Consider the following 25,183-nt stretch of genomic DNA (forward strand, 5'->3'; position numbering starts at 1 on the left):
CCTGAAGATCGGGATCGTGTGCCCGTACTCGTTCGACGTGCCGGGTGGGGTGCAGTTCCACATCCGGGACCTGGCGGAGGCGCTCATGGCGCAGGGGCACGAGGTGTCGGTGCTGGCCCCTGCGGACGAGGACACTCCCATCCCGGACTACATCACGTCCGCGGGCCGTGCGGTGCCGGTCAAGTACAACGGGTCGGTGGCGCGCATGACGTTCGGTCCGGTCACTGCTGCGCGGGTGCGCCGGTGGTTGGACGCGGGCAAGTTCGACGTGCTGCACCTGCACGAGCCGGTCACGCCGTCGTTGAGCATGCTGGCGCTGTGGATCGCGCAGGGGCCGATCGTGGCGACGTTCCACACGGCGTTGATCCGTTCGCGCGCGCTGCAGGTGGTCTACCCGCTGGTGCGTCAGAGCCTGGAGAAGATCTCGGCGCGCATCGCGGTCTCGGAGGACGCCCGGCGCACCCTCGTGGAGCACATGGGGGGCGACGCGGTCGTGATCCCCAACGGCGTCTACGTCGACACGTTCGCGGACGCCGCGCCGTCGGCGAGGTGGCAGGGCACCCCGGACGCGCCGACCATCGCGTTCCTGGGGCGCCTGGACGAGCCGCGCAAGGGTCTGCCGGTCCTGACGGCCGCGATCCCCCGCATCCTCGAGGCCGTCCCGGGGGCCCGGTTCCTGATCGCGGGCCGCGGGGACCAGGGGCGCGCGGACGCGCTCGAGGCGTTGGGGGAGTCGGCGAGCGCCGTGGAGTTCCTGGGGTCGATCTCGGACGAGGAGAAGGCGTCGCTGCTGTCGTCGGTGGACGTGTACATCGCGCCGCAGACGGGTGGGGAGAGCTTCGGGATCGTGCTGGTCGAGGCGATGAGCGCGGGGGCGTGCGTGGTCGCCTCGGACCTGGGGGCTTTTCGGCGGGTGCTGGACGAGGGGCAGGCGGGGGCGTTGTTCCCGGTGGGGGACCCGGTCGCGTTGGCGGACACGGTGCTGCGGGTCCTGGCGGACCCGGCGGGCCGGGAGCGGTACTGCGAGCGGGCGATCTCGTTCGTGCGCCGGTTCGACTGGTCGACGGTGACGGCGGAGGTGCTCGCGGTGTACGAGATGGCGTTGGCGGCCTCGGACGCGGTGATCCCGGTGCACGAGGACCCGGCGTCGTTGCGCGGTGGTCGTCGTCTGGGGCTGTGGCCCCGTCCGGAGCAGGAGAGGAACCCGTCGTGACGTGGTCGGAGATCGCCATCATCGTGGTGGCCGTGGTCCTGGTCGCGGGGTGGGCCCTGTGGGTGGCCGCCTCGCGCCTGGACCGGTTGCACCGCAAGGTCATGGCCTCGCGCCTGGCGTTGGACGCACAGCTGGAGCGGCGGGCGTCGGCGGCGCTGGACCTGGCGGGGGCGGGGGAGCTGGACCCGGCGAGCTCGGTCCTGGTCGCGGAGGCGGCGTACGAGGTGCTGGACGACGACCTGCGCACGCGCGAGGTCGCGTCCGTGGTCCCGGGCCTGGCCGAGCTGGTGGCCTCGCCGGGGTCCGCTCCCGGGCCCGACGGCGCCTCCTCGCTCGAGCGGGCCCCTCGCCTGCTGGCGGGGGTGGGCGCCGAGCGGGCGCGGGCGGAGAGCGACCTGTCGGCGACGTTGCGCGCGGCCCTGGAGGACCCCGAGGAGGTGCGGGAGATCCGCGCCTCGCCTGTGGGGGCCGAGCTGCTCGCGGCGCTGGCCGGGGCCTGGTACCGGGCGCAGATCGCGCGCCGCTTCCACAACGAGGCCGTGGCCCAGACCCAGCGCCTGCGCCGCACCTGGTACGCCCGGGCGTTCTCGCTGGCCGGGCACGCGCCCATGCCGGTCACGGTCGAGCTCGACGACGCCTGGCCGCCCGCGCTCGACCGCAACCCCTGACCGGCCGGTCGGTTCGGGGGCTGCCCGAGGGGTGGGCGGACCTCCGTAGACTGGGCGGTGACGTGCAAGCATGTCGGCGGCGCGAGCGTGACCCCTGCTCGCGCGTCCCAACGTGAAGATGTGAGGTTTCGCGGTGTCCGTGGAGAATTCCGGCGAGAACAGCCCCCAGGTGACCGGCGACGTCGTCGGCTCGGCCAAGGTCAAGCGCGGCATGGCCGAGATGCTCAAGGGCGGCGTCATCATGGACGTCGTCACGCCCGAGCAGGCCAAGATCGCCGAGGACGCGGGCGCGGTGGCCGTCATGGCCCTCGAGCGCGTCCCGGCCGACATCCGCGCCCAGGGCGGGGTCTCGCGCATGAGCGACCCCGACATGATCGACGGCATCATCGCCGCGGTCTCGATCCCCGTCATGGCCAAGGCGCGCATCGGCCACTTCGTCGAGGCCCAGGTGCTGCAGGCCCTCGGCGTCGACTACATCGACGAGTCCGAGGTCCTGACCCCGGCCGACTACGCCAACCACATCGACAAGTGGGCGTTCGACGCACCGTTCGTTTGCGGGGCGACCAACCTGGGCGAGGCCCTGCGCCGCATCACCGAGGGCGCGGCCATGATCCGCTCCAAGGGCGAGGCCGGCACGGGCGACGTGTCCAACGCGACCACGCACATGCGCACCATCCGCGGCGAGATCCGCCGCCTGACCTCCCTGCCCGAGGACGAGCTGTTCGTCGCGGCCAAGGAGCTCCAGGCCCCGTACGAGCTCGTCAAGGAGATCGCCGCCACGGGCAAGCTGCCCGTGGTCATGTTCACCGCGGGCGGCATCGCGACCCCGGCCGACGCGGCCATGATGATGCAGCTCGGCGCGGAGGGCGTGTTCGTCGGCTCGGGCATCTTCAAGTCCGGCAACCCCGCCCAGCGCGCCGCGGCGATCGTCAAGGCCACCACGTTCTACGACGACCCGGCCGTCCTCGCGGACGTCTCGCGCGGCCTGGGCGAGGCCATGGTCGGCATCAACGTCGACGACATCCCCGTCCCGCACCGCCTGGCCGAGCGCGGCTGGTGACTCCCGTCGTGCTGCTGGTCCGGTGACCCCACGATGACCGGCACGCCCGGCCGTGTCCCGACCGGGGCGGGCGCACCCGTTGCGCCCGCCCCGGCGGCGCCCGCCGCCCCCGCTGCGCCCACCGAAGAGGTGTCGCCCACCGCGCTCGGACCCGACTGGGTCCTGGGCGCCGACGGCATGCGCCACCGGCGCGGGGCACGCGTCCTGCTGCTCGACGACGCCGGGCGCGTCCTGCTCGCCCGTGGCCACGACACCGACCAGCCCGAGCGGTCCTGGTGGTTCACGGTCGGCGGCGGGATCGAGCCCGGCGAGAGCGACCGTGACGCCGCCGTGCGCGAGGTCCTCGAGGAGACGGGCCTGCGCCTGGACCCCGCCGACCTGCAGGGACCCGTGTGGACCCGGTCGGCCGTCTTCGACTTCTACCGCGAACGCTGCCGCCAGGACGAGGTCTTCTACCTCGCCCGCATCACCAGCACCCAGGCCGCCGTGCCCCTGACGCGCGAGGGCTGGACCCAGATCGAGCACGACGTCGTCGACGAGATGCGCTGGTGGGCACTGCCCGAGCTGCGCGAGGTCACCATCGAGGTCTTCCCCGCCGGGCTGCCCGACCTCCTCGAACCCCTGCTCGACGGGTGGGACGGACGGACCCGCCACCTCGGCGAGGCCACCGAGTAGCCGACCGCGCCGCACCCGCGTCCCGAGAGGCGCCCCGCCGACCCGCGCTCGCGGCCGGGCTGCGCCCGCCCTCCGGCCGCGAGCGCCGTCGTCGGGCACCCCCGCACCGCGCGGCGGGCGGCGCGTACGATGGGCGATCGTGAAACCGGTCATTGGAGTCCTCGCCCTGCAGGGCGACGTCCGTGAGCACGTGGCCGCCCTCGAGGTGGCCGGTGCGCGCGCCGTCACCGTGCGGCGCCCCACCGAGCTCGCCGCGCTCGACGGCCTCGTGCTCCCCGGCGGTGAGTCGACGACGATCGACAAGCTGCTGCGGATCTTCGAGCTGTTCGACCCGCTGCGGGCCGCGATCGCCGCAGGTCTGCCGGTGTACGGCTCGTGCGCGGGCATGATCCTGCTCGCGGACCGGGTGCTGGGGGCGACCCACGACCAGCAGACCCTCGGTGGCCTGGACGTCACGGTGCGCCGCAACGCGTTCGGGCGTCAGGTCGACTCGTTCGAGTCGTCCGTGGAGATGACCGGGGTGCCGGGCGGGCCCGTGCCCGCCGCGTTCATCAGGGCCCCGTGGGTCGAGCAGGCCGGCCCGGGGGTCCAGGTCCTGGCGCGCACGCGCCACCGGGGCGCCTCTGTGCCCGCTGCGCCGGGCGCGGTGCCCGCCGCGGGCGCGGGCGAAGACGCAGGTAGAATCGTGGCAGTACGTCAGGGAACGTTGCTCGCCACCTCCTTCCACCCCGAGATCACGGGCGATGCGCGGGTGCACGAGCTCTTCGTCGCAATCGTGAAGGAGTAACAGGGGTATGTCAGGACACTCCAAGTGGGCTACGACCAAGCACAAGAAGGCCGTGATCGACGCCAAGCGCGGCAAGCTGTTCGCCAAGCTCATCAAGAACATCGAGGTCGCGGCCCGCACGGGCGGCGGGGACCTCGCCGGTAACCCCACGCTCTTCGACGCCGTCCAGAAGGCCAAGAAGTCCTCGGTCCCCAACGACAACATCGACCGCGCCCTCAAGCGCGGCTCGGGCCAGGAAGCCGGCGGCGCCGACTACCAGACGATCATGTACGAGGGCTACGGCACGGGCGGCATCGCGGTCCTGGTCGAGTGCCTCACGGACAACAAGAACCGTGCCGCCGCGGAGGTCCGCATCGCGTTCACGCGCAACGGGGGCCAGCTCGCGGACCCGGGCTCGGTGTCCTACCTGTTCTCCCGCAAGGGCGTCATCGTGGTCCCCAAGGAGGGCACCACCGAGGACGACGTGATGGAGGCCGTCCTGGAGGCGGGCGGCGAGGAGGTCACGGACGAGGGCGACACGTTCGAGGTCCTCACCGAGGCCACCGACCTGGTCGCTGTCCGCACCGCGCTGCAGGACGCCGGCATCGAGTACGACTCCGCGGACGTGGTCTTCCACCCGTCCATGGAGGTCGAGGTCGACGCCGAGGGCGCCCGCAAGATCCTGCGCCTGATCGACGCGCTCGAGGACAGCGACGACGTGCAGAACGTCTACGCGAACTTCACCGCGAGCGACGAGGTCATGGCCGAGCTCGAGAACGACGACTGACCCACCACCCGGTGTGACCAAGGGCTCCCGCGCGACCGCTCGCGTGGGAGCCCTTCGTCGTGGGTGGCGCGTGAGAAGGTGAGCGCGTGCGCGTGCTCGGAGTGGACCCAGGCCTGACCCGCTGCGGCGTGGGCGTCGTCGACTCGTTGCCCGGGCGGCGCGCGCAGATGGTCGCGGTCGGGGTCCTGCAGAGCCCCCCGGACATGTCGGTGGACCTGCGCCTGCTCACGATCTCCCAGCGCCTGGACGCCTGGATGGACGAGCACGTCCCGGACGTCGTGGCCGTCGAGCGGGTCTTCGCCCAGCACAACGTGAGCACCGTCATGGGCACCGCGCAGGTCGCGGGGCTCGCGATGGTCGCCGCGGCCCGCCGCGGGGTCCCGGTCGCGATGCACACCCCCAGCGAGGTCAAGGCCGCCGTGACCGGCACGGGCCGGGCGGACAAGATCCAGGTCCAGCGCATGGTCGCGCGCATCCTGGGCCTGGCCGAGCTGCCCAAGCCCGCGGACGCGGCCGACGCCCTGGCGCTGGCGATCTGCCACATGTGGCGCCCCGCGGGCGCGCTGCAGGGCGGGGACCGCCACCAGCTCACCCCGGCCCAGCGGGCGTGGGCCGCGGCAGAGCAGGCCTCGCGCGGCCCGCGCCGCTAGGTGCTCGCGGCAGGGGCACGTGCCGGGGGAGCGCGGTGCGGCGAGGTGCCCGACGGCGAGGCTCACCCGGGCGCACGCCCGCCCGTTGCTAGAGTGGCCGCAGTTTCGTACAGGTGTTCGGGGTCGGTCGCGCGCGGCCGGGGCCCGCGAGGATGCATGGAGGCACAGTGATCGCTTCGCTGTCGGGAACGGTGGCGAACGTCCGCCTGGACCGCGCTGTCATCGAGGTGGGCGGCGCCGGGGGAGCCGTGGGGTACCTCGTGCACGCGACCCCCGCGACGCTGTCCACGCTGCGTGTGGGGGAGGCCGCCCGCCTGTCCACGAGCATGGTCGTGCGCGAGGACTCGTTCACCCTGTTCGGGTTCGCCGACGACGACGAGCGCACCGTCTTCGAGGCCGTGCAGACCGTCAGCGGCGTCGGTCCGCGCCTGGCCCTGGCGATGCTCGCGGTCCACACGCCCGACGCCCTGCGCCGCGCCGTGGCCTCCGAGGACATCGCCGCGCTCATGCGCGTGCCCGGTATCGGGCGCAAGGGCGCCCAGCGCATCGCGCTCGAGCTCGGCGACCGGCTCGGGGCCCCCACGGGCACCGGTGACGGGACCGGCGAGGAGGCGGCAGGCACGGGCGGTGCCGTGGTCGACGACCAGCGCGACCAGGTCGTCCAGGCGCTCGTGGGGCTCGGCTGGAACCCCAAGGCCGCCGAGGACGCGCTCGCCACGGTGCTGGCCCAGGCCGGCGTCGACGTGGTCGCCCCCGACGAGATCGCGGGCGCCCTGCGCGCCTCGCTGCGCGTCCTGGGCGGCCCCCGTGGGTGACTTCGACCGCGTCGGGTACGCCGAGGGCGAGGAGCCCTTCACGTCCGAGCGGATCGTTGCGCCGGCCGCGGACGACCTCGAGCGCGCGGCCGAGGCCGCGCTGCGTCCCCGGCGGCTCGAGGAGTTCGTCGGCCAGCTCGTCGTGCGCGACCAGCTCTCCCTGGTCCTGCAGGCCGCGCTGGCCCGCGGAGCGACCCCCGACCACGTCCTGCTCTCGGGCCCTCCCGGGCTCGGCAAGACGACCCTCGCCATGATCATCGCGGCCGAGCTCGGCGCGTCCCTACGGGTGACGTCGGGCCCCGCGATCCAGCACGCGGGCGACCTCGCCGCGGTCCTGTCCTCCCTCGAGGAGGGCGAGGTCCTGTTCATCGACGAGATCCACCGGCTCGCGCGCCCCGCCGAGGAGCTGCTCTACGTCGCCATGGAGGACTTCCGGGTCGACGTGGTCGTGGGCAAGGGAGCGGGGGCGAGCGCGATCCCGCTGGCCCTGCCGCCGTTCACGGTCGTGGGGGCCACCACGCGCGCCGGGCTGCTGCCCGCGCCGCTGCGCGACCGGTTCGGGTTCACCGGGCACCTCGACTTCTACTCGCCCGACGAGCTCCAGCGCGTCCTGGTCCGCTCGGCCGGCCTGCTCGGCGTCCGGCTCGACGCCGACGCCGCCCACGAGATCGCGGGCCGCTCGCGCGGCACCCCCCGCATCGCCAACCGCCTGCTGCGCCGCGTGCGCGACTGGGCCCAGGTGCGCGGCGACGGCTCGCTGGACCTGCGGGCCGCGCGGGCGGCGCTCGAGGTCTACGAGGTCGACGAGCTCGGCATGGACCGCCTCGACCGGGCCGTGCTCGGCGCGCTGTGCACCCGCTTCAACGGCGGCCCCGTGGGGCTGAGCACCCTGGCCGTGACCGTGGGCGAGGAGGCGGAGACCGTCGAGACCGTCGTCGAGCCCTTCCTCGTGCGCGAAGGGCTGATCGGGCGCACCCCGCGCGGGCGCGTCGCGACCGCGGCTGCCTGGGCGCACCTCGGGCTCACACCCCCCGACCCCCTCGCGCCCCGCGGCCCGGGCGGCCTGACGGGGGGACGGAACGGCTCCGGACGGACGGGGCGAACCCTGTTCGACACCGGGGCCTAGACTGGGGGAGTCTGAGCGGCGGAACTCCACGGTCGTACGGTTCGTTGGTGATCCGTACGCGTGCGCCTAGACTGCCGCGCAGATCCCAGCACAGAACAGGAATCGGTTACCCCGTCATGGACTTCAGTCTCATCCTCATCCTCGCCCTCGCCGCAGGTGCGATGTTCCTCATGACCAACCGGTCGCGCAAGGCCCAGAAGGAAGCAGCAGCCTTCCGGACCAACCTGGCCCCCGGCCAGGAGGTCATGACCGGTTCCGGCCTGTTCGGCACCATCGTCGCGGTCGACGAGGAGAAGGACATCATCACGATCGAGTCCACCCCCGGCAACCAGTCCCGCTGGCTGCGGGCAGCGATCGCCAAGCTCGTCGAGCCGCCCGTCGCCGAGGACCCGGCAGAGGACGACGAGGACGGCTCGGTCCTGGGGGACACCGACCCGACCTCGACGGTCGACGACGTGCTCGACGTCCCGGACGACCTGTCCGGACTGACGGACAAGCCGGGGGACAAGCGGGACGACGGCACCGACAGCAAGTGACACACGTCGCGCCCCGATCCCGGGGCGCGACGTCGATCCGCGTCATCGCACGCTCGATGTCGCGCGCACGAGAAGAGACGGATAGTTGGCCACCTCCAACACACGACGCGCCAGGCCCGTACGTACCCTGGTGATCCTCGCTGCACTGATCGTCGCGTTGTTCGCGTCGATCTTCGCCGGCACCAAGTGGTCGGACGCGAGCACCACGCCCGGACTCGCCCTCGACCTGGAGGGCGGCACGCAGATCATCCTGACGCCGATCGCCTCCGAGGGGCAGGTCACCGACGAGACGATCCAGCAGGCGATCAACGTGATCCGCCAGCGTGTCGACTCCTCGGGAGTCACCGAGGCCGAGATCACCAGCCAGGGCAAGAACATCGTCGTCGGGCTGCCCGGCACCCCGAGCGACGAGACGCTCGACCTCGTGCGGAAGTCCGCGCAGATGCGGTTCCGCCCGGTCCTGACGTACGGAGCACCCACCCCGGTGGCCTCCGAGACGCAGGCCGAGGAGCCCACCGCGCCCACCGCGCCCGTGACCCCCACGAGCCCCAGCGACCTGGCCCAGATCACCCCGGAGATCCAGGCCCAGTTCGACGCGCTCGACTGCACCGACCCCAAGAACCTGACGGGCGGCACCGGTGACGACGCCGACGCCCCGCTCGTCACGTGCGCCGACGACGGCACGGTCAAGTACATCCTGGGCCCGGTCGAGATCGAGGGCACCGAGATCTCCAACGCGAGCTCGGGCCTCGGCACCACGGCCCAGGGCGTCAGCACCGGCCAGTGGGTCGTCAACATCGAGTTCAACGCCGAGGGCACCAAGGCCTTCCGCGACACCACCACGCGCCTGGTCGCGCTGCCTGCCCCGCAGAACGCGTTCGCCATGGTCCTCGACGGGCTCGTCATCTCCGCCCCGACGGCCAACGTCGCGATCCAGGACGGCAAGGCCGAGATCTCCGGCAACTTCACCCGCGAGAGCGCCGCGCTGCTGGCCAACCAGCTCAACTTCGGTTCGCTCCCGCTGACCTTCGAGGTCCAGAGCGAGCAGCAGATCTCCGCGACGCTCGGCAGCGAGCAGCTCGAGAAGGGCCTCATCGCCGGCGCGATCGGACTGCTGCTGGTCGTCATCTACTCGCTCTTCCAGTACCGGGCCCTCGGCCTGGTCACGGTGGCCTCGCTCGGCATCGCGGCCGTGCTCACCCTCGGGGTGATCCTGCTGCTGTCCTGGACGATCGGGTACCGGCTCTCCCTGCCCGGTGTCGCGGGCATCATCGTCGCGATCGGCATCACCGCGGACTCGTTCATCGTGTACTTCGAACGCATCCGCGACGAGCTGCGCGACGGACGTACCCTGAACTCGGCCGTCGAGAAGGGCTGGGACCGCGCACGGCGCACCATCCTGGCTTCGGACGCGGTCAACTTCCTCGCTGCGGTCGTGCTGTACTTCCTCGCCGTGGGCGGCGTGCGCGGCTTCGCGTTCACGCTGGGTCTGACGACGCTGATCGACCTGATCGTCGTCTTCATGTTCACGCACCCGGTCATGCAGCTGCTCGCACGCACCAAGTTCTTCGCGAACGGGCACCCTGCCTCGGGCCTCGACCCGCGCCGCCTCGGCGCGAGCGCCCGGTACGCCGGGCGCGGACGGGTCGCCCGGCCGGGCGCCGAAGGCACCCAGGACGCACCCGTGAGCGACGCGTCGAGCGACGAACCCTTCGGCAGCCCCACGCGGGAGAAGGTCGGCGCGAGCGTCGGCACCGCCACGGCGGGCGAGGGGACCCGGCAGACGATCGCCGAGCGCCGCGCGGCCGCACGGCGCGCGGCCGAGTCCGGCTCGACCACCACCGACTCCTCGACCGAGGGCGACAAGAACGAGGAGAACCTCTGATGGCGCAGGGATTCGCCCAGTGGGGCAACGACCTCTACACGGGGCGCAAGTCCTACCAGATCGTCGGCAACCGCCGCCGCTTCTACATCGTCGCGATCGTCATGGTGCTCCTGTCGTTCGGGGTCCTGCTCACCAAGGGCTTCAACCTCGGCATCGACTTCCGCGGCGGCTCCGAGTTCGTCGTCTCGAACGTCAGCGACACGAGCCAGCAGCCCGCGATCGACGCCGTGTCCGAGGTCGCCCCCGCCGAGGTGCCGCGCGTCACGACGGTCGGCGGCAGCGCCATCCGCGTCCAGACCGACCGCCTGACGGCGGACGAGGTCACCGAGGTGCGGGACGCGCTCGCCGGCGCCTACGACGTGACCGAGAACGACGTCACGACCGCGTTCATCGGCCCCAGCTGGGGCAAGGACGTCTCGCAGAAGGCCATCACGGGCCTGATCGTCTTCCTCGCGCTCGTGGGCGTGGTCATGACGATCTACTTCCGCAACTGGCGCATGGCCGCGGCTGCGCTCATCGCGCTCTTCCACGACCTCATCATCACGGTCGGGATCTACGCGGCGATCGGCTGGGAGGTCACCCCGGCGACCGTGATCGGCTTCCTGACGATCCTCGGGTACTCGATCTACGACACCGTCGTGGTCTTCGACAAGGTCCGCGAGAACACGGCCGGCATCCTCGACCAGACCCGCAGCACCTACGCCGAGCGCGCGAACCTCGCGGTCAACCAGACGCTCGTCCGGTCGATCAACACCTCGGTCGTGGCCCTGCTGCCCGTCAGCGCCATCCTGTTCATCGGCGCGTTCCTGCTCGGTGCCGGCACGCTGCGTGACATCGCGCTCGCGCTGTTCGTCGGCATGGCCGTGGGTGCCTACTCCTCGATCTTCCTGGCCACGCCCCTGGAGGTCTCGCTGCGCGAGCGCGAGCCCGCCATCAAGGAGCACACCCAGAAGGTCCTGGACAAGCGTGCCGCGCTCGTCGCCGAGGCGGCCGAGGGCACGGGCGGCGCCTCGCGCGACGCCCAGCTCGCCGCGGCCGGGGTCCAGGCCACGGGCCAGCTCCAGCCGGGATCGCACCAGGGCGTCAAGGCGCAGCCGCGACGCAAGCGGGGGCACTGACCCTCATGAGCACCAGCAGCATCCTGCCCGTCGGACTGACGGGCCTGGGGTCCGAGCGCGCGGCCGAGGTCCTCGGACTGATCCGCGACGTCCCGGACTACCCCCAGCCCGGCGTCACGTTCCGTGACATCACCGGTCTGCTCGCCGACGGCAGGGCGCTGGGCGACGTGGTCGACTCCCTCGCGGCATTCGCCGCGGGGGGCGTCGACCTCGTCGCCGGTCTCGAGGCCCGCGGCTTCCTGATCGGCGCACCGCTCGCCACACGCCTCGGGGTCGGCTTCCTGCCGCTGCGCAAGGCCGGCAAGCTCCCGCCGCCCACCGAGACCGTGACCTACGACCTCGAGTACGGCACGGCGTCGATCGAGCTGCGCACGGGCACCCTCCCGCAGGGCGCGCGCGTCCTGATCGTCGACGACGTCCTGGCCACGGGCGGCACCGCCGCCGCGGGGGTCGAGCTGGTCGAGCGCTGCGGGGGCGTCGTCGCGGGGGTCGCGTTCCTCCTCGAGCTCGACGGCCTCGGCGGGCGCGCGCGGCTCGCAGGCCACCAGGTCGACACGCTCCTGCGCGTGGAGTCGTAGGATTGCCACTCCGACGGACGTCGAGATTCTCCGGCGACCAGGGAGAGGAGGCACGCATGAGCGAAGAGACACGGACGGGTCGATCGTCCGGTGAGAGCGGGCCGTCCTCGGCGGCGCGCGTACGCTCGCGCCTCGTGCGGTTCGGTGTGCGGGGGAGCCAGGGCGGCACGCCCGCCCTCGAACCGGTGCTGCAGGCGGTACGTACCAACCACCCCAAGTCCGACCTCTCGGTGATCGAGCGGGCGTACGCGACGGCGGAGAAGGCCCACCGCGGCCAGATGCGCAAGAGCGGCGACCCGTATATCACCCACCCGGTCGCGGTCGCCACGATCCTCGCAGACCTCGGCTTCGACGGCGCGACGCTGGCCGCGGCGCTGCTCCACGACACGGTCGAGGACACCGAGTACTCGCTCGAGCGCCTCACCGAGGAGTACGGCGAAGAGATCGCGATGCTCGTCGACGGCGTCACCAAGCTCGACAAGGTGACCTACGGCGACGCGGCCCAGGCCGAGACCGTGCGCAAGATGGTCGTGGCCATGGCCCGCGACATCCGCGTGCTGGTCATCAAGCTGGCCGACCGCCTGCACAACGCCCGCACCTGGAAGTTCGTGCCGTCCTCCTCGGCCGAGCGCAAGGCGCGCGAGACCCTCGAGATCTACGCGCCCCTGGCCCACCGCCTGGGCATGAACACCATCAAGTGGGAGCTCGAGGACCTGTCGTTCGCGACCCTCTACCCCAAGGTGTACGAGGAGATCGTCCACCTGGTCGCCGAGCGCGCCCCGGCCCGCGAGGAGTACCTCGCCGTGGTCCGCGAGCAGGTCACGGCGGACCTGCGCACCGCCAAGATCAAGGCGACCGTGACCGGCCGCCCCAAGCACTACTACTCGATCTACCAGAAGATGATCGTGCGCGGGCACGACTTCGCGGAGATCTACGACCTGGTCGGCGCACGCGTCCTCGTGGACACGGTGCGCGACTGCTACGCGGCGCTCGGTGCGCTGCACGCGCGATGGAACCCGGTGCCGGGCCGGTTCAAGGACTACATCGCGATGCCCAAGTTCAACATGTACCAGTCGCTGCACACCACGGTGATCGGCCCCGGCGGCAAGCCCGTCGAGATCCAGATCCGTACGCACGACATGCACCGCCGCGCGGAGTACGGCGTCGCGGCGCACTGGAAGTACAAGGAGATCGCCAAGGCGAGCGGGGCTCCCGAGCCCGCGCAGAACGACATGGCCTGGCTGCGCCAGCTCGTGGACTGGCAGCGCGAGACTGCGGACCCCTCGGAGTTCCTGGACTCGCTGCGCTTCGAGATCGGCGGCGCGGAGGTCTACGTCTTCACGCCCAAGGGCGACGTCATCGCGCTGCCCGCGGGGTCGACCCCGGTCGACTTCTCCTACGCCGTGCACACCGAGGTCGGGCACCGCACCATGGGGGCCCGGGTCAACGGTCGCCTGGTGCCGCTCGACTCGACGCTCGAGAACGGCGACGTCGTCGACGTCCTGACGTCCAAGTCGGAGACCGCCGGGCCCAGCCGCGACTGGCTCGCGTTCGTCAACAGCCCCCGCGCGCGCAACAAGATCCGCCAGTGGTTCTCCAAGGAGCGCCGCGAGGAGGCCGTCGAGCACGGCAAGACCGCGATCGCCAAGGCCATGCGCAAGCAGAACCTGCCCATCCAGCGCCTGCTCAGCCACGAGTCGCTCGTGGCGCTCGCCAACGAGATGCGCTACCCCGACGTCTCGGCGCTCTACGCCGCGATCGGCGAGGGACAGGTCTCGGCCGCGAGCGTCGTGCAGAAGCTCGTGCACGCCATGGGCGGCGAGGACGGCGCGTCCGAGGACCTCGCGGAGGTCGCCCGCCCCGGGCACACCTCGCGCCGCCCCCGCACGGGCGACCCGGGCGTGGTCGTCAAGGGCGTGGACGACATCTGGGTCAAGCTCGCCAAGTGCTGCACCCCGGTGCCGGGCGACGAGATCATCGGCTTCATCACGCGCGGCCAGGGCGTCAGCGTCCACCGCGCGGACTGCGCCAACGTCGTCGGGCTGCGCAACCAGCCCGAGCGCATCGTCGAGGTCGACTGGACCACGGGCAGCAATGCCCTGTTCCTGGTCCAGATCCAGGTCGAGGCCCTGGACCGCTCGCGTCTGCTCTCGGACGTGACCCGGGTCCTGTCGGACCACCACGTCAACATCCTGTCCGCGACCGTCTCCACCTCGAACGACCGGGTCGCGATGTCCCGGTTCGTGTTCGAGATGGCCGAGCCCGGGCACCTGGCCACGGTCCTGTCCGCGGTCCGCAAGATCGACGGGGTGTTCGACGTCTACCGCATCACGGGCTCCAAGGCGGCCGAGCAGCCTCAGCTGCCGGCCTGACCCCGGGCACTACCGAACGCCCCACGTGCCCGACGACGTCGCGCACGTGGGGCGTTCGTCGTCCGGGCGAGGGGCCCGCTCGACGTGTGCCACGGTGCCCCCGGTGGCAGCATCGGGGGATGGACCTGCCCGTGCTCCCGCCTACGCTGCCCATGCTCGCCAAGTCGGTCTCGGGCGTCCCGGACCCCGCCGCGGTCGACGGCGGGCTCGTCTTCGAGCCCAAGTGGGACGGCTTCCGCGCGATCGTCTACCGTGACGGCGACGAGGTCCGCCTCGACAGCCGCAGCGCCAAGCCCATGGAGCGCTACTTCCCGGACGTCGTGGCGGCCGTGCTCGACGCGTTGCCCGAGCGGTGCGTGGTCGACGGCGAGATCGTGCTCGCCCAGGGCGGCAGGCTGGACTTCGAGGCACTCCAGCAGCGCATCCACCCCGCGGCTTCGCGCGTCGCCCGCCTGGCCGCCGAGACGCCGGCGAGCCTCGTGGTGTTCGACCTGCTGGCGCTGGGGGACGACGACGTCACGCAGGAGCCGCTGAGCCGGCGCCAGGAGCTCCTCGCGGGGCTGGGGCTCGACGGCCCGCACGTGCACCTGACCCCCCGCACGACGGACCGTGCCGTGGCCCAGGACTGGTTCGCGGTCTTCGAGGGCGCGGGCCTCGACGGCGTCGTCGCCAAGCCGCTCGCCGCGCCCTACCAGCCCAACAAGCGGGTCATGCTCAAGGTCAAGCACGAGCGCACGGCGGACGTGGTGCTCGCGGGATACCGGCTGCACAAGACCTCGACCCCCGAGGACCCGCTCGTGGGCTCGCTGCTGCTGGGCCTGTACGACGACGCGGGAGCTCTGCAGTTCGTCGGGGTGGCGGCGTCGTTCCCCATGGCGCGTCGGGCCGAGCTCGTGGCGGAGCTGGCGCCGCTCGTGCTGGACCCCGGGAGCCCCGAGGCCGCCGAGCACCCCTGGGCGGGGTGGGAGAGCCCAGGGTCCGGACGCATGCCCGGCGCGCAGTCGCGGTGGAGCGGCACCAAGGACCTGTCGTTCGTGCCGCTGCGCGTCGAGAAGGTCCTCGAGGTGGCCTACGACCACATGGAGGGGTCCCGGTTCCGGCACACGGTCCAGCTCCGGCGCTGGCGCACGGACCGGGAGCCCGGCTCGTGCACGTACGAGCAGCTCGAGGAGCCCGTGAGCTACCGGCTCGACGAGCTGCTTCCGGGGGCGCCGGGGGCAGCGTGAGCGGACGCCGTCGCCGTCGCCGGCTGATGCACCCGGGCTCGGTGGTCACGGAACCGGAACGACGCAAGGACCGACTGCGCAGGCATCGGCGAGGGTCACTCCTGTCCACCGAGCGGCTGGGGGCTTGGTAGGGACGGGGAAGGAGTGCGCGCTGGGCCGGACCGGGTCGGGACTGCCCCGGGATACCGCGCCTGCAGGTCGCCGTCGAACAGTCGCCAGCAGAAGTCGTTCATCCGGGCCGCCGTGGGAGCGTGCCGGGCCAGGACGCGCGCCACTGCCACCGGCACCTCCGGCGGGATGTCGCCGCTCGCGCACCGACGCACGGTGGCGTTGCGTGCAGCAAGGCCGCCGCTGGCCGGCAACGGCACATCGCACACCGTGGTGACCAGCCAGTTGACCAGTCGCATCGCCGCATAGTCGGCATCGTGGTCGACGTGGTCCGCGACGAAGTCACGCTCGGCGTCCGACAGGTCGAAACGAGGCGAGGTGGCCAGCCCGAGGTCGACGAGGTAGATCTGGTCGTCGTCGGCCCGCAGGTTGCCGAAGTGTCCGTCCAAGTGCAGCACCTCCCTGCGACGCAGGAACGCGACGGCCTCGAAGAGCTGCCGCTCGAACGTCTCGACGCTCTCCGCCGGGTTCTCCAGCCTCTCGACCAGCCGGTCGGGGAGGTGCTCGAGAAAGAGCACGAGGCTGGAGGTCGCGTCGGCCAGCTCCTCGAAGCGGGTCCGGACTGCCGGGTCGCCTCCGAACTGGGCGACGACCGCCTCGATGTCCTGATGCTCGGGCGCGACCGGTGGGCGTCCCGGGAGCACCCGCCAGTGGTGCAGCAGGGCGAAGGACTCCGACTCGCCGCCGAGGACACCTTCGGTGACGGTGACGTTCGCGGCCAGCTCGCGCCACGCGCCGAAGCCCGGGCCGGCGAGTCGGTGCATGCCGTACTGACAGAAGGTCGGCAGGTCGAACAGGTTCGTTGTGCTGTGCGGATGCGCCAGTTCACGGTCGGTGATCGGGACTCGCTTGGCGAACACCGTGATGCCGTCGACGTCGAGCACGCAGGTGCCACCGCCGACCCCCACCCCGCTGGTCGGTGCATCACGGAGGAACGCGGACAGCTCGTCGTCGTCGCGGGCGGCGAGCGAGGTTGACGCGAGGTCGTGACGGGCACGACGGGTGCTGAGCATCACGCCATTGTGCCCGCAGCTGGGCAGTGAACTCTGGGGCCAGGCGCTGGACCGGCGGCCCGGGCCCCGAAGAGACGTGCACGAGCGGTCGAGGCACGCGGAGAGCGGTCAAGCCTTCTCCTCGTGCTCCTCGTGCTCCTCGTGCCGCGAGGCGTCCTTGCTGGGCTGGACCCGCTTGGGCTCGCCCGCCATCTTGGGGTGCTCGGGAGGGTAGGGCAGGTCGCCGAGCCCGTGGTCGCGCTCGTCGCGCGCCGCGAGCTCGAGCGCTGCCTCGAGCGAGTACCGCTCGCCGGGGCTCGTGGCGTCGAGGCGTGCATGCAGGTCGCCGACCTCGGCGAAGCGCGCCGGCATGGTCAGGACGTCGAAGTCGTCGGGCCCGACGTCGGGCACCTCCTCCCAGTGCAGCGGGGCCGAGACCGTGGCGCGGGCGTTGGCACGGATCGAGTAGGCCGAGGCGATCGTGCGGTCGCGGGCCATCTGGTTGTAGTCGACGAAGATCTTCTCGCCCCGCTCCTCCTTCCACCACTTCGTGGTGACCTGGTCCGGCAGGCGGCGCTCGAGCTCGCGCCCGATCGCGATGGTCGCCCGGCGTGCCTCGACGAAGCCCCAGCTCGGCGTGATGGGGACGAACACGTGCAGACCGCGCCCGCCTGACGTCTTGGGGAACCCCTCGAGCCCCAGCTCGGTGAGTACCTCGCGCAGGTGCGGCGCCACCCGGGCCGCGTCCGAGTAGTCGGTCCCGGGCTGGGGGTCCAGGTCGATGCGGAGCTGGTCGGGAGCCTCGACGTCGGCCCCTGTGACCGGCCACGGGTGGAACGTGAGGGTGCCGAGGTTCGCGGCCCAGAGCACCACCGCGAGCTCGGTGGGCCGCACCTCGTCGGCGGTGCGGCCGCTGGGGAACGCGATCCGGGCGGTCTCGACGTAGTCCGGGGCACCCTGGGGCAGCCGCTTCTGGAAGAACGCGTCGCCGGTGCTGTCGGTGCGCGTGCTGAGCCTGGCCCCCTCGAACATGCCCTTGGGCCAGCGCTCGAGCGTCGTGGGCCGTTCGCGCAGCGCCGCGAGGATCCCCGGACCGACCGTCTGGAAGTACGTGACGACGTCGAGCTTGGTGAGCCCGCGGCCCGGGAAGACGACACGGTCCGGGCTCGTGACGCGCACGGTGCGTCCGTCGACGTCGAGCTCGACCGCCGGGGTCGTGGAACGAGGCATCTGTTCACGGTAGACGGGGGCCGGGCTCGCCGCCTGCGGGCGCGGCCCGCAGCCGTCCGGCGAGCGCGTCCAGGACCCGTCGGGCCCTGGGCGCGCCGGTGCGCCGAGACCGCAGGTCGAGCGAGTCCCGGACCGCGTCGAGGTCGAGCTCGCACCGTGCCACGAGCGCGAGCAGGACAGGGCTGCTGGCCTGCGGGTCGTGCAGGCACGCGAGGTCCAGGGCCGTGCGCTCGATCGTCGTCACCAGGACGCCCCCGATCAGCGCGACCTCGGTGCGCAGGAGGGCGCTCTGCCGCGGGGCGCGCCCGGGCAGCGGCGGCGGGCGGTGGACGCCGAGCGGGTGGATCACCTCGACCGTCGAGGGAGCAGGCGTCCCGCCGTGCACCCACGCGGCGCTCAGGCCGCCGACCACGGTGCGCTCGGGCACGAGGTGAGCCAGGGAGGCCGCACGGACCGCGGGGGTGAGCGGCGTCGTCGGGCGGACGGCGACGTCTCCCCGGACGCGCACCAACGCCCCCGAGCGGACCAGGTCCGCGAACGCGACGGCGCCGCCGACGTGCGCCGGCCGCACGAGCTCGGGCGCGGGCGGCACACGGACGGCCATGGCGACGTCCGCCGGGTGGTGCGGTCCCGCAGCTGCGGTGCCCGGTGGGAGGGGCGCGAGGGCGCGGGGAGCGTTGCCGGTGGACATGGGGCCAGCCTGGCGCCCCGTCCGGACATGCGCGAGGGGCCCGGTCGGGCCTGTGGAAACTCTCGTCGTCCACAGGCCCGACGGGGCCCCTCGGGTGGTGCAGGATCAGCCGCGGGAGTCCTCGGCGGCCTTCACGACCTGCTCGAGCCAGGCGCGGCGAGCCGTGATCGAGGACTCGATCTCGGCGATCTTGCGCTTGTCGCCCTTGGCCGTCGCAGCGGCGAGGTCCTCCTCGAGGCCCGCGATCGCGGACTCGAGCTGGGCGGCCGCGCCCTCGGCGCGCGCACGCGTCTCAGGGTTGGAGCGCGACCACTGGGACTGCTCGGCGTCGCGGACCGCGGTCTCGACCGCGCGCAGGCGGGCCTCGACGCGCTGGATGTCGGCGCGAGGAACCTTGCCGGCGTCCTCCCACTTCTCCTGGATGTCCCGCAGGGCCGTCTTGGCCTGCGCGAGGTCCGTCACGGGGACGAGCTTCTCGGCCTGCTCCAGCAGGGCCTCCTTGACGACCAGGTTCTCCGCGTACTCGGCGTCCGTGGCCGCGTTGAGCGCGTCCCGGGCCTCGAAGAACGCGTCCTGCGCCGCACGGAAGCGGGCCCACAGGGCGTCGTCGTCGCGGCGGTTGGCGCGCCCGGCGGCCTTCCACTCGGTCATGAGGTCGCGGAAAGCGCCGGCCGTGGCGCCCCAGTCCGTGCTGTTCTGCAGGGCCTCGGCCCGCTGCACGAGCTTCTCCTTGACCTCCTTCGCGGAGGAGTTGCGCTGCTCGAGCTCGGCGAAGTAGTGCCGACGCTCGCGGTCGAAGGCCGTGCGGGCGTGGCTGAAGCGCTTCCAGAGCGCCTCCTCGCTGGCGCGGTCGATCCTCGGCCCGTTGCGCTGGGCGTCCTTCCACTGGTCGAGCAGCTTGCGCAGCTCCTCGCCCGCGGGACGCCACTGGATGCGCGCCGGGTCCGTGGAGGCGATCTTCTCGGCTGCCTCGATGATCTCGGTGCGGGCGGCGAGCGCCGCCTCCTTGGCAGCGTTGCGCTCGGCCTCGAGCTCGGCGCGGCGCGCAGCCGCGACCGTGCGCAGCGACTCCACGTGCGCGCGCAGGCCGTCCAGGTCGCCGACGGCCGAGGGCTCGGCGGTCTCCTCGCCGAGCTTGGCGAGGGTCGAGTCGATCTCCTTGACGGACAGGTCCGTACCGGTCAGCCGGGCCTCGAAGAGCGCGACCTTGGCCTGCAGGTCCAGGTAGCGACGCACGTAGAGAGCGAGCGCCTCCTCGGGGGTGACCCCGGGGAACTGCCCGACGCTGCGCTCGCCCGCGGCCTCGGTCACGTAGACCGTGCCCTCCTCGTCGACGCGGCCGAACCCGGCCGCGGCCTTCGCGGCGGCGCTGTCGTCAGGGATGACCGCCGCGGCCGCGGCCGGGGCGATCGACGCGGCGGCAGGGGTCGCAGCAGCCGGGGCACCCGGGCGCGGGGGCCGGGGCACCGGGACGGCGCTCGGCTTGGGCGCGGGGCTGGGCTTGGGGGCCGGCGCCGCCTCAGGGGCGTCGGCCGCGGGAGCCTGCTCGGCCTCGGCCTCGGCGACGGGGGCCGGTGCGGCGTCCGTCTCGTCCGCTGCAGGTGCGGCGTCGGTGACCTCAGCGTCGGTGTCGGCCGTGGCCTCGGAAGGAGCCTCGTCCGCGACGGGCGCGGCTTCCTCGACGGAGGGGGCCTCGTCGGCTGCTGCCACGGGCGCGTCGGTCTCGACGGTCTCCGTGGCGGCGGGTGCCTCGGCGCCCTCGGCCGGTTCAGCGACCGCCGGCACCTCGACCTGCTCCGTTGCGGTGGCCTCCTCGGATGCCTGCGCCGGAGAGTTCGCGTGGTTCTCGGTGCTCTCGCTCACTGGGTCTCAACTCCTTCGATGGTGACCGGGGTCGCGGGGGAGCCGTCAGGGGCCCCGTCCGCTGTCCCCGCGTCAGCGACTGCTCGGACGACGTCCAAGCCGGATGTGATCTTGCCGAAAACTGTGTACCCACCGGTGTCGGTCGGCAAGGTGGTGTCCTCGTAGACGAGGAAGAACTGGCTGCCGTGGGAGTCCGTGGTCTGGGCACGGGCCATGGCGATGGTGCCTGCGGGGAAGAACCCGTCCTCGGGCGTGTTCTCGACGGGCCCGAACGAGTAGCCCGGACCCCCGGTCCCGGTGCCCGTCGGGTCGCCGCACTGCAGGACGAAGATCCCCGAGGTCGTCAGGCGGTGGCACTGCGTGCCGTCGAAGAACTCGCCCTGGGCGAGCGAGACGAAGCTCGCGACGGTCTGAGGAGCGGCCTGCCCGTCGAGCGTGAACTCGATGTCGCCCGCGCTGGTGCGCAGCTCGCCCGTCCACTCGCGGTCCTCTGCGGCGGAAGGGGGAGGGAGCGTGAAGGTCTTGTCGGTCGCGACGGCGTCCGAGTTCGCGGAGAGTGCCAGCACGACGACACCACCCACGACGGCGAGCGCGGCGACCGCGCCGACGATGGTCCACGTCCGCTGCTTGCGGGCGCGAGCCTGCGCCTGACGCTGGGTCCACTTCTCCTCGCGGCGGCGGGCACGCTCGCGTTCGCGCTTGCTCGTCGTCACCCCAACTCCTTCGTCTCACGTCACGGGCCGCTCCGCGTGCGGGCGCGAGGGCGCGTTCTGTGCACGGGTGATCCACGGTTTCAGAGGACAGTCTAGGCATCGGGAGCGTTCTGGCGCCGTGTCGTGCCGCCTTTCAGGTCACGGTCCGGTATCAGGTGCCCTCTTTGCGTGGGTCGTTACTGTCGTCCCATGGACCTCTTCCTCGTGGTGGCCCCCGTGTTCGGCACCAACTGCACGCTCGTCGTGCCGGGCCCCGAGGGAACGCTGCCCGACGACGTCGCGCGCCCCTGCGTGATCGTCGACGCAGGAGCCGGGGTCGTCCCGGGCGTCGTGGAGCTCGTGCGCGAGCAGGGGCTCGCGCCTCGCGCGGTCCTGGCCACGCACGGGCACGCCGACCACACCTGGGACGCGGCGGAGCTGTGCGCGCTCTACGGCGTCCCGTTCTGGATCCACGCGGCAGATGCCTACCGGCTCGCCGACCCTCTGGGCACGATCGAGAGCGCCCCGCCCGCGGGGCCCGACGGCCGGGTCGTGCCCGGCCCCCTGGCCGCGGCGCTCGCCGCGGGCGGGGCACGGGTCGAGGACTACCGGGCTCCGGGCGACGTGCGCACCTTCGGTACGGCCGGCGAGCCGGGGGCCGGGGCCCGCGAACGGCTCGACCTCGACGGCGTCCTGGTCGACGCCCTGCACGCTCCGGGGCACACCCAGGGCTCGACGCTCTACCTGCCCGTCGCGCTGGGACCCGACCCGCGCGGCGACGGTGGCACGGCGAACGACGGCGACACAATGAACGACACAGACCGCGGCGCCCAGGCCGGGGTCGTGCTCGCGGGGGACGTCCTGTTCGCAGGGTCGGTGGGGCGCACCGACCTGCCCGGCGGCGACGGCGAGACCATGCAGCGAACCCTGCGCGACGTCGTCGGGCGCCTCGACGACGCCCTCCAGGTGGTCCCGGGCCACGGGCCGCTGACCACGATCGGCCGCGAGCGCCGGACCAACCCGTACCTGCGCGGTCTGTGAGCGGATTGCTCGTCCGGTCCGGGAGTCTGGAAAGATCGGGTCCCATGGCCCGACCTACACCTCTCTCCGGTTTCCCCGAATGGCTCCCTGCTGGACGCGTCGTGGAGCAGCACGTGCTCGACACGCTGCGTCGCACGTTCGAGCTCCATGGTTTCGCGGGGATCGAGACGCGAGCCGTCGAGCCCCTGGACCAGCTGCTGCGCAAGGGCGAGACCTCCAAGGAGGTGTACGTGCTGCGCCGGCTCCAGGAGGAGGCGGCGGAGGGGGCCGCGGACGAGCGGTCGGGCAAGGCCGACAAGCAGCTCGGCCTGCACTTCGACCTGACGGTGCCGTTCGCGCGCTACGTGCTGGAGAACGCCGGTCACCTGGCGTTCCCGTTCAAGCGTCACCAGATCCAGAAGGTGTGGCGCGGCGAGCGTCCCCAGGACGGGCGCTTCCGTGAGTTCGTGCAGGCGGACATCGACGTCGTGGGTGCGGGCGAGCTGCCCTACCACTTCGAGGTCGAGCTGCCGCTGGTCATGGCCGAGGCGCTGGGCGAGCTGCGCGCGATCGGTGTGCCCGAGGTCCGCATCCTGGTGAACAACCGCAAGGTCGCCGAGGGCTTCTACCGCGGGCTGGGCCTGGACGACGTCGAGGGCGTGCTGCGCAGCATCGACAAGCTCGACAAGATCGGCCCGGACAAGGTCGGGGCGCTGCTGGTCGCCGAGACGGGCGCGACGCCCGAGCAGGCGGCTGCGTGCCTGGCGCTCGCGGCGATCTCCGGCTCGGACGCGAGCGTCGCGGAGCGGGTGCGGGCGCTCGCGGTCGGCCACGGCGTGACCTCGGAGCTGCTCGAGGAGGGCCTGCGCGAGCTGTCGGCGCTGATCGACGCGGCGGCCGTGCGGGCGCCGGGGGTCGTGGTCGCCGACCTCAAGATCGCGCGCGGCCTGGACTACTACACGGGCTCGGTCTACGAGACGGTGCTGGTGGGGCACGAGCAGCTCGGGTCGATCTGCTCGGGCGGGCGCTACGACACCCTGGCCTCGGACGGTGCGAACACCTACCCGGGGGTGGGGTTGTCGATCGGCGTCTCGCGCCTGGTCTCGCGCCTGCTGAGCGCGGGCCTGGTCCGCTCGACGCGCTCGGTGCCGAGCGCGGTCGTGGTCGCGGTCACGAGCGAGGAGACGCGTCCCGCGTCGGACGCGGTCGCGGTGGCGCTGCGTTCGCGGGGCATCCCGGTCGAGGTCGCGCCGAGCGCGGCCAAGTTCGGCAAGCAGATCAAGTTCGCCGACCGGCGCGGCATCCCGTTCGTGTGGTTCCCCGCGGGGATCGGCGCGGACGGCGAGGTCGTGCCGCACCAGGTCAAGGACATCCGCTCGGGCGAGCAGGTCGCCGCTGACCCGGCGGTGTGGGCCCCGGCCGAGGAAGACCTGTGGCCGCGGGTGGTGCCCGCGGGGGAGTGAGCCCGCTGCCTGGGTGCTGACCCGGGTGGGCGCGCGTGAGGCCCGGCAGGGGTTCCCTGCCGGGCCTTGCGCGTATCGATGCTCAGCGGCATTTCGCGCACTTCCCGCTTCCTCGACGGCGTCTCGCTCGCGGGCACGACGATCCTGCCCGTCACGACGCACGCCATGAGCGGCCTCGGCCGGGCGCCCGAGGTCTACGCGACCCTCGCTCCCGACGCGGTCGTGGGCGAGGGGCTCGCGGTGCGCGGGGAGCGTGTCGCCGACGCCGGGCCGGAGATCGACCGCTGGGTGCGGGCGGCGGGGATCGGCTGAGTCGTCCGAGGCGGATCGGGACCGCATCGACAACAGCATCGAACATGTGTTCGAATGGTGCGATGAGGTGGGACGGGCAGGCGATCACGGCGGACGACGGCGCGCTGCCCGGGCTCGGCCGCATGGCGGGGCTCGTGCGGACCGTGCACACCCCGGAGTTCGCCGGGGTCACGTTCCACGAGGTGCTCGCCAAGAGCGCGCTGTCCAAGGTGCCGGGGGAATCCCGCATGCCGTTCACCTGGACGATCAACCCGTACCGCGGATGCTCCCATGCGTGCTCCTACTGCTTTGCCCGCCCCTCGCACCGCTACCTCGACATGAACCCCGGCGAGGACTTCGACAGCCAGATCGTCGTGAAGATGAACGTCGCCGAGGTGCTGCGGGCCGAGCTCGCCAAGCCGTCCTGGGCGGGCGACGCAGTCGCGCTCGGCACCAACACCGACCCCTACCAGCGCGCCGAGGGACGCTACCGGCTCATGCCCGGGATCATCGACGCCCTCGAGGCCGCGCGCACGCCGTTCTCGATCCTCACCAAGGGCACGCTCCTGCGCCGAGACCTCCCGCGCCTTACGCAGGCGGCGCAGAGCGTGGACGTGGGCATCGGGGTCTCCTTGGCCTTCGTCGACGAGGACCTCCAGCAGGCCGTCGAGCCCGGGACGCCCACGCCGCGCGCCCGCCTCGACCTGATCCGCGCCGCCCGGGGTGCCGGGCTGCCGTGCGGGGTCATGATCGCCCCGGTCCTGCCGTGGCTCACCGACTCGACCGACCACCTCACGCGCCTGCTCGACGCGGTCCACGAGGCCGGCGCGACCGGCGCCACGGTCCTCCCGCTGTTCCTCAAGCCCGGCACCCGCGAGTGGTTCATGGCCTGGCTGCGCCGCGACCACCCCGAGCGGGTAGCGGGGTACGAACGCATCTACGCGGGCGGGTCGTACGCGAGCCGCGCGTACCGGGACTGGCTGTGGGACCGGGTGCGACCCCTGCTCGTCGAGCGCGGGTTCGCGAGCGCAGGGCACCGCGCCCAGGCGCGCACGTCCGGCCACGCCCGGACCGCCTGGCACCCCGAGACCCCCGGCGACAGAGCGCGGCCCGACGAGGGCGACTACCCGGTCGGGAGTCTGGTGACGCAGCACCGGGACAGCGGCAGGCCGCCAGGACGCACGGGCACGAGCGCGGCCGCGAGCGCCGAGCAGCTGCTCTTCTAGGTTCCCCGCGCGAATCGGGCAAAACCTGCTATCTTGCCGCCAGTCACACCATGGCGCGGATGCCGATGCCTC

24 protein-coding genes are annotated in these 25,183 nt (G+C 72.6%); 19 read left to right on the forward strand and 5 right to left on the reverse strand.

The genetic code is table 11. The features are described from left to right. Position 1 precedes the first annotated feature (1 nt). From OERS_RS06320 to OERS_RS06390, 15 genes are all read left to right on the forward strand, one after another. A complete protein-coding gene (locus tag OERS_RS06320) occupies positions 2–1,213 on the forward strand; it encodes a glycosyltransferase family 4 protein (RefSeq protein ID WP_169834195.1) in 1,212 nt (403 codons plus the stop codon). Next, positions 1,210–1,881, forward strand: a complete 672-nt coding sequence (locus OERS_RS06325) for a hypothetical protein (RefSeq protein ID WP_068625163.1) — start codon at positions 1,210–1,212, stop codon at positions 1,879–1,881. Before OERS_RS06320 ends, OERS_RS06325 begins: the two co-directional genes overlap by 4 nt. A 133-nt stretch (positions 1,882–2,014) precedes the next feature. After that, entirely contained in the window at positions 2,015–2,941 is a 927-nt protein-coding gene (gene pdxS / locus OERS_RS06330) for a pyridoxal 5'-phosphate synthase lyase subunit PdxS (protein WP_369800599.1), read from the forward strand. A 33-nt stretch (positions 2,942–2,974) separates the two neighbouring features. After that, entirely contained in the window at positions 2,975–3,616 is a 642-nt protein-coding gene (locus OERS_RS06335) for an NUDIX hydrolase (RefSeq protein ID WP_068625164.1), read from the forward strand. Between the two features lie 136 nt (positions 3,617–3,752). Beyond that, on the forward strand, positions 3,753–4,403 hold the full coding sequence (gene pdxT, locus OERS_RS06340; RefSeq protein ID WP_056652335.1) for a pyridoxal 5'-phosphate synthase glutaminase subunit PdxT: 651 nt from the start codon (positions 3,753–3,755) through the stop codon (positions 4,401–4,403). Positions 4,404–4,410: 7 nt separating this feature from the next. Then, positions 4,411–5,169, forward strand: a complete 759-nt coding sequence (locus tag OERS_RS06345; protein ID WP_056652119.1) for a YebC/PmpR family DNA-binding transcriptional regulator — start codon at positions 4,411–4,413, stop codon at positions 5,167–5,169. 86 nt (positions 5,170–5,255) lie between these two features. Further along, positions 5,256–5,819: a crossover junction endodeoxyribonuclease RuvC gene (gene ruvC / locus OERS_RS06350; protein ID WP_068625165.1), complete on the forward strand. Its 564-nt coding sequence runs from the start codon at positions 5,256–5,258 to the stop codon at positions 5,817–5,819. Between the two features lie 167 nt (positions 5,820–5,986). Then, positions 5,987–6,634: a Holliday junction branch migration protein RuvA gene (ruvA, locus tag OERS_RS06355; RefSeq protein WP_068625166.1), complete on the forward strand. Its 648-nt coding sequence runs from the start codon at positions 5,987–5,989 to the stop codon at positions 6,632–6,634. Between the two features lie 52 nt (positions 6,635–6,686). Further along, positions 6,687–7,760, forward strand: coding sequence for a Holliday junction branch migration DNA helicase RuvB (gene ruvB / locus OERS_RS06360; RefSeq protein WP_369800611.1), 1,074 nt, complete (start codon positions 6,687–6,689; stop codon positions 7,758–7,760). A 116-nt stretch (positions 7,761–7,876) separates the two neighbouring features. Further along, positions 7,877–8,296: a preprotein translocase subunit YajC gene (yajC, locus tag OERS_RS06365; protein ID WP_068625167.1), complete on the forward strand. Its 420-nt coding sequence runs from the start codon at positions 7,877–7,879 to the stop codon at positions 8,294–8,296. Positions 8,297–8,426: 130 nt separating this feature from the next. Continuing rightward, positions 8,427–10,181 carry a protein translocase subunit SecD gene (gene secD, locus OERS_RS06370; RefSeq protein ID WP_248948406.1) on the forward strand — a complete coding sequence of 585 codons (1,755 nt, stop codon included), beginning with the start codon at positions 8,427–8,429 and terminating at the stop codon, positions 10,179–10,181. Next, positions 10,181–11,299, forward strand: coding sequence for a protein translocase subunit SecF (secF, locus tag OERS_RS06375; protein WP_056652101.1), 1,119 nt, complete (start codon positions 10,181–10,183; stop codon positions 11,297–11,299). The genes secD and secF overlap by 1 nt, the downstream gene beginning before the upstream one ends. A gap of 5 nt (positions 11,300–11,304) precedes the next feature. Continuing rightward, the gene (locus tag OERS_RS06380) at positions 11,305–11,877 is read left to right on the forward strand and encodes an adenine phosphoribosyltransferase (RefSeq protein WP_056652098.1); all 573 of its coding nucleotides are present in this window, start codon (positions 11,305–11,307) and stop codon (positions 11,875–11,877) included. Between the two features lie 56 nt (positions 11,878–11,933). Then, positions 11,934–14,249 (forward strand): RelA/SpoT family protein, encoded by a 2,316-nt coding sequence (locus OERS_RS06385; protein ID WP_068625169.1) that lies wholly within the window; start codon positions 11,934–11,936, stop codon positions 14,247–14,249. A 119-nt stretch (positions 14,250–14,368) separates the two neighbouring features. Then, positions 14,369–15,475 (forward strand): ATP-dependent DNA ligase, encoded by a 1,107-nt coding sequence (locus OERS_RS06390; protein ID WP_068625170.1) that lies wholly within the window; start codon positions 14,369–14,371, stop codon positions 15,473–15,475. A gap of 95 nt (positions 15,476–15,570) precedes the next feature. Here the strand turns inward: OERS_RS06390 and OERS_RS06395 are convergent, their stop codons facing one another. The 5 genes from OERS_RS06395 to OERS_RS06415 form a co-directional block, all read right to left on the reverse strand. Next, positions 15,571–16,527, reverse strand: a complete 957-nt coding sequence (locus OERS_RS06395) for a protein kinase family protein (RefSeq protein WP_211268441.1) — start codon at positions 16,525–16,527, stop codon at positions 15,571–15,573. Between the two features lie 237 nt (positions 16,528–16,764). Further along, positions 16,765–17,865 (reverse strand): non-homologous end-joining DNA ligase, encoded by a 1,101-nt coding sequence (gene ligD, locus OERS_RS06400; RefSeq protein ID WP_068625171.1) that lies wholly within the window; start codon positions 17,863–17,865, stop codon positions 16,765–16,767. A 4-nt stretch (positions 17,866–17,869) separates the two neighbouring features. After that, positions 17,870–18,556: a hypothetical protein gene (locus OERS_RS06405; RefSeq protein WP_068625172.1), complete on the reverse strand. Its 687-nt coding sequence runs from the start codon at positions 18,554–18,556 to the stop codon at positions 17,870–17,872. Positions 18,557–18,661: 105 nt separating this feature from the next. Continuing rightward, the gene (locus OERS_RS06410; RefSeq protein ID WP_068625173.1) at positions 18,662–20,419 is read right to left on the reverse strand and encodes a DUF349 domain-containing protein; all 1,758 of its coding nucleotides are present in this window, start codon (positions 20,417–20,419) and stop codon (positions 18,662–18,664) included. After that, complete coding sequence (locus OERS_RS06415; protein ID WP_056652081.1) at positions 20,416–21,132, reverse strand: peptidylprolyl isomerase; 717 nt, start codon at positions 21,130–21,132, stop codon at positions 20,416–20,418. The genes OERS_RS06410 and OERS_RS06415 overlap by 4 nt, the downstream gene beginning before the upstream one ends. A 189-nt stretch (positions 21,133–21,321) precedes the next feature. On the opposite strand from OERS_RS06415, the gene OERS_RS06420 reads away from it, so the two are divergent. The 4 genes from OERS_RS06420 to OERS_RS06435 all read left to right on the forward strand — a co-directional run bounded on the left by OERS_RS06420 (position 21,322) and on the right by OERS_RS06435 (position 25,111). After that, on the forward strand, positions 21,322–22,152 hold the full coding sequence (locus OERS_RS06420) for an MBL fold metallo-hydrolase (RefSeq protein ID WP_068625174.1): 831 nt from the start codon (positions 21,322–21,324) through the stop codon (positions 22,150–22,152). Positions 22,153–22,196: 44 nt separating this feature from the next. Then, on the forward strand, positions 22,197–23,594 hold the full coding sequence (gene hisS, locus OERS_RS06425) for a histidine--tRNA ligase (RefSeq protein WP_068625175.1): 1,398 nt from the start codon (positions 22,197–22,199) through the stop codon (positions 23,592–23,594). Positions 23,595–23,672: 78 nt separating this feature from the next. Continuing rightward, the gene (locus OERS_RS06430) at positions 23,673–23,906 is read left to right on the forward strand and encodes an NADPH-dependent FMN reductase family protein (protein ID WP_068625176.1); all 234 of its coding nucleotides are present in this window, start codon (positions 23,673–23,675) and stop codon (positions 23,904–23,906) included. A gap of 62 nt (positions 23,907–23,968) precedes the next feature. Continuing rightward, positions 23,969–25,111, forward strand: coding sequence for an Rv2578c family radical SAM protein (locus OERS_RS06435; protein ID WP_068625177.1), 1,143 nt, complete (start codon positions 23,969–23,971; stop codon positions 25,109–25,111). Positions 25,112–25,183: the final 72 nt, after the last annotated feature.

Origin of the sequence: Oerskovia enterophila (genome assembly GCF_001692445.1) — a bacterium.
In the GTDB taxonomy this organism is placed as follows: Bacteria; Actinomycetota; Actinomycetes; order Actinomycetales; family Cellulomonadaceae; genus Oerskovia; species Oerskovia enterophila.

Bases quoted from the DNA above. Each gene is read 5' to 3' on its own strand.
- ligD (WP_068625171.1), bottom strand. From the start codon at position 17,865: ATGCCTCGTTCCACGACCCCGGCGGTCGAGCTCGACGTCGACGGACGC.
- OERS_RS06335 (WP_068625164.1), top strand. From the start codon at position 2,975: ATGACCGGCACGCCCGGCCGTGTCCCGACCGGGGCGGGCGCACCCGTT.
- OERS_RS06385 (WP_068625169.1), top strand. From the start codon at position 11,934: ATGAGCGAAGAGACACGGACGGGTCGATCGTCCGGTGAGAGCGGGCCG.
- OERS_RS06420 (WP_068625174.1), top strand. From the start codon at position 21,322: ATGGACCTCTTCCTCGTGGTGGCCCCCGTGTTCGGCACCAACTGCACG.
- secF (WP_056652101.1), top strand. From the start codon at position 10,181: ATGGCGCAGGGATTCGCCCAGTGGGGCAACGACCTCTACACGGGGCGC.
- hisS (WP_068625175.1), top strand. From the start codon at position 22,197: ATGGCCCGACCTACACCTCTCTCCGGTTTCCCCGAATGGCTCCCTGCT.
- OERS_RS06390 (WP_068625170.1), top strand. From the start codon at position 14,369: ATGGACCTGCCCGTGCTCCCGCCTACGCTGCCCATGCTCGCCAAGTCG.
- OERS_RS06345 (WP_056652119.1), top strand. From the start codon at position 4,411: ATGTCAGGACACTCCAAGTGGGCTACGACCAAGCACAAGAAGGCCGTG.
- OERS_RS06380 (WP_056652098.1), top strand. From the start codon at position 11,305: ATGAGCACCAGCAGCATCCTGCCCGTCGGACTGACGGGCCTGGGGTCC.
- OERS_RS06405 (WP_068625172.1), bottom strand. From the start codon at position 18,556: ATGTCCACCGGCAACGCTCCCCGCGCCCTCGCGCCCCTCCCACCGGGC.
- OERS_RS06435 (WP_068625177.1), top strand. From the start codon at position 23,969: ATGAGGTGGGACGGGCAGGCGATCACGGCGGACGACGGCGCGCTGCCC.
- OERS_RS06430 (WP_068625176.1), top strand. From the start codon at position 23,673: ATGCTCAGCGGCATTTCGCGCACTTCCCGCTTCCTCGACGGCGTCTCG.
- yajC (WP_068625167.1), top strand. From the start codon at position 7,877: ATGGACTTCAGTCTCATCCTCATCCTCGCCCTCGCCGCAGGTGCGATG.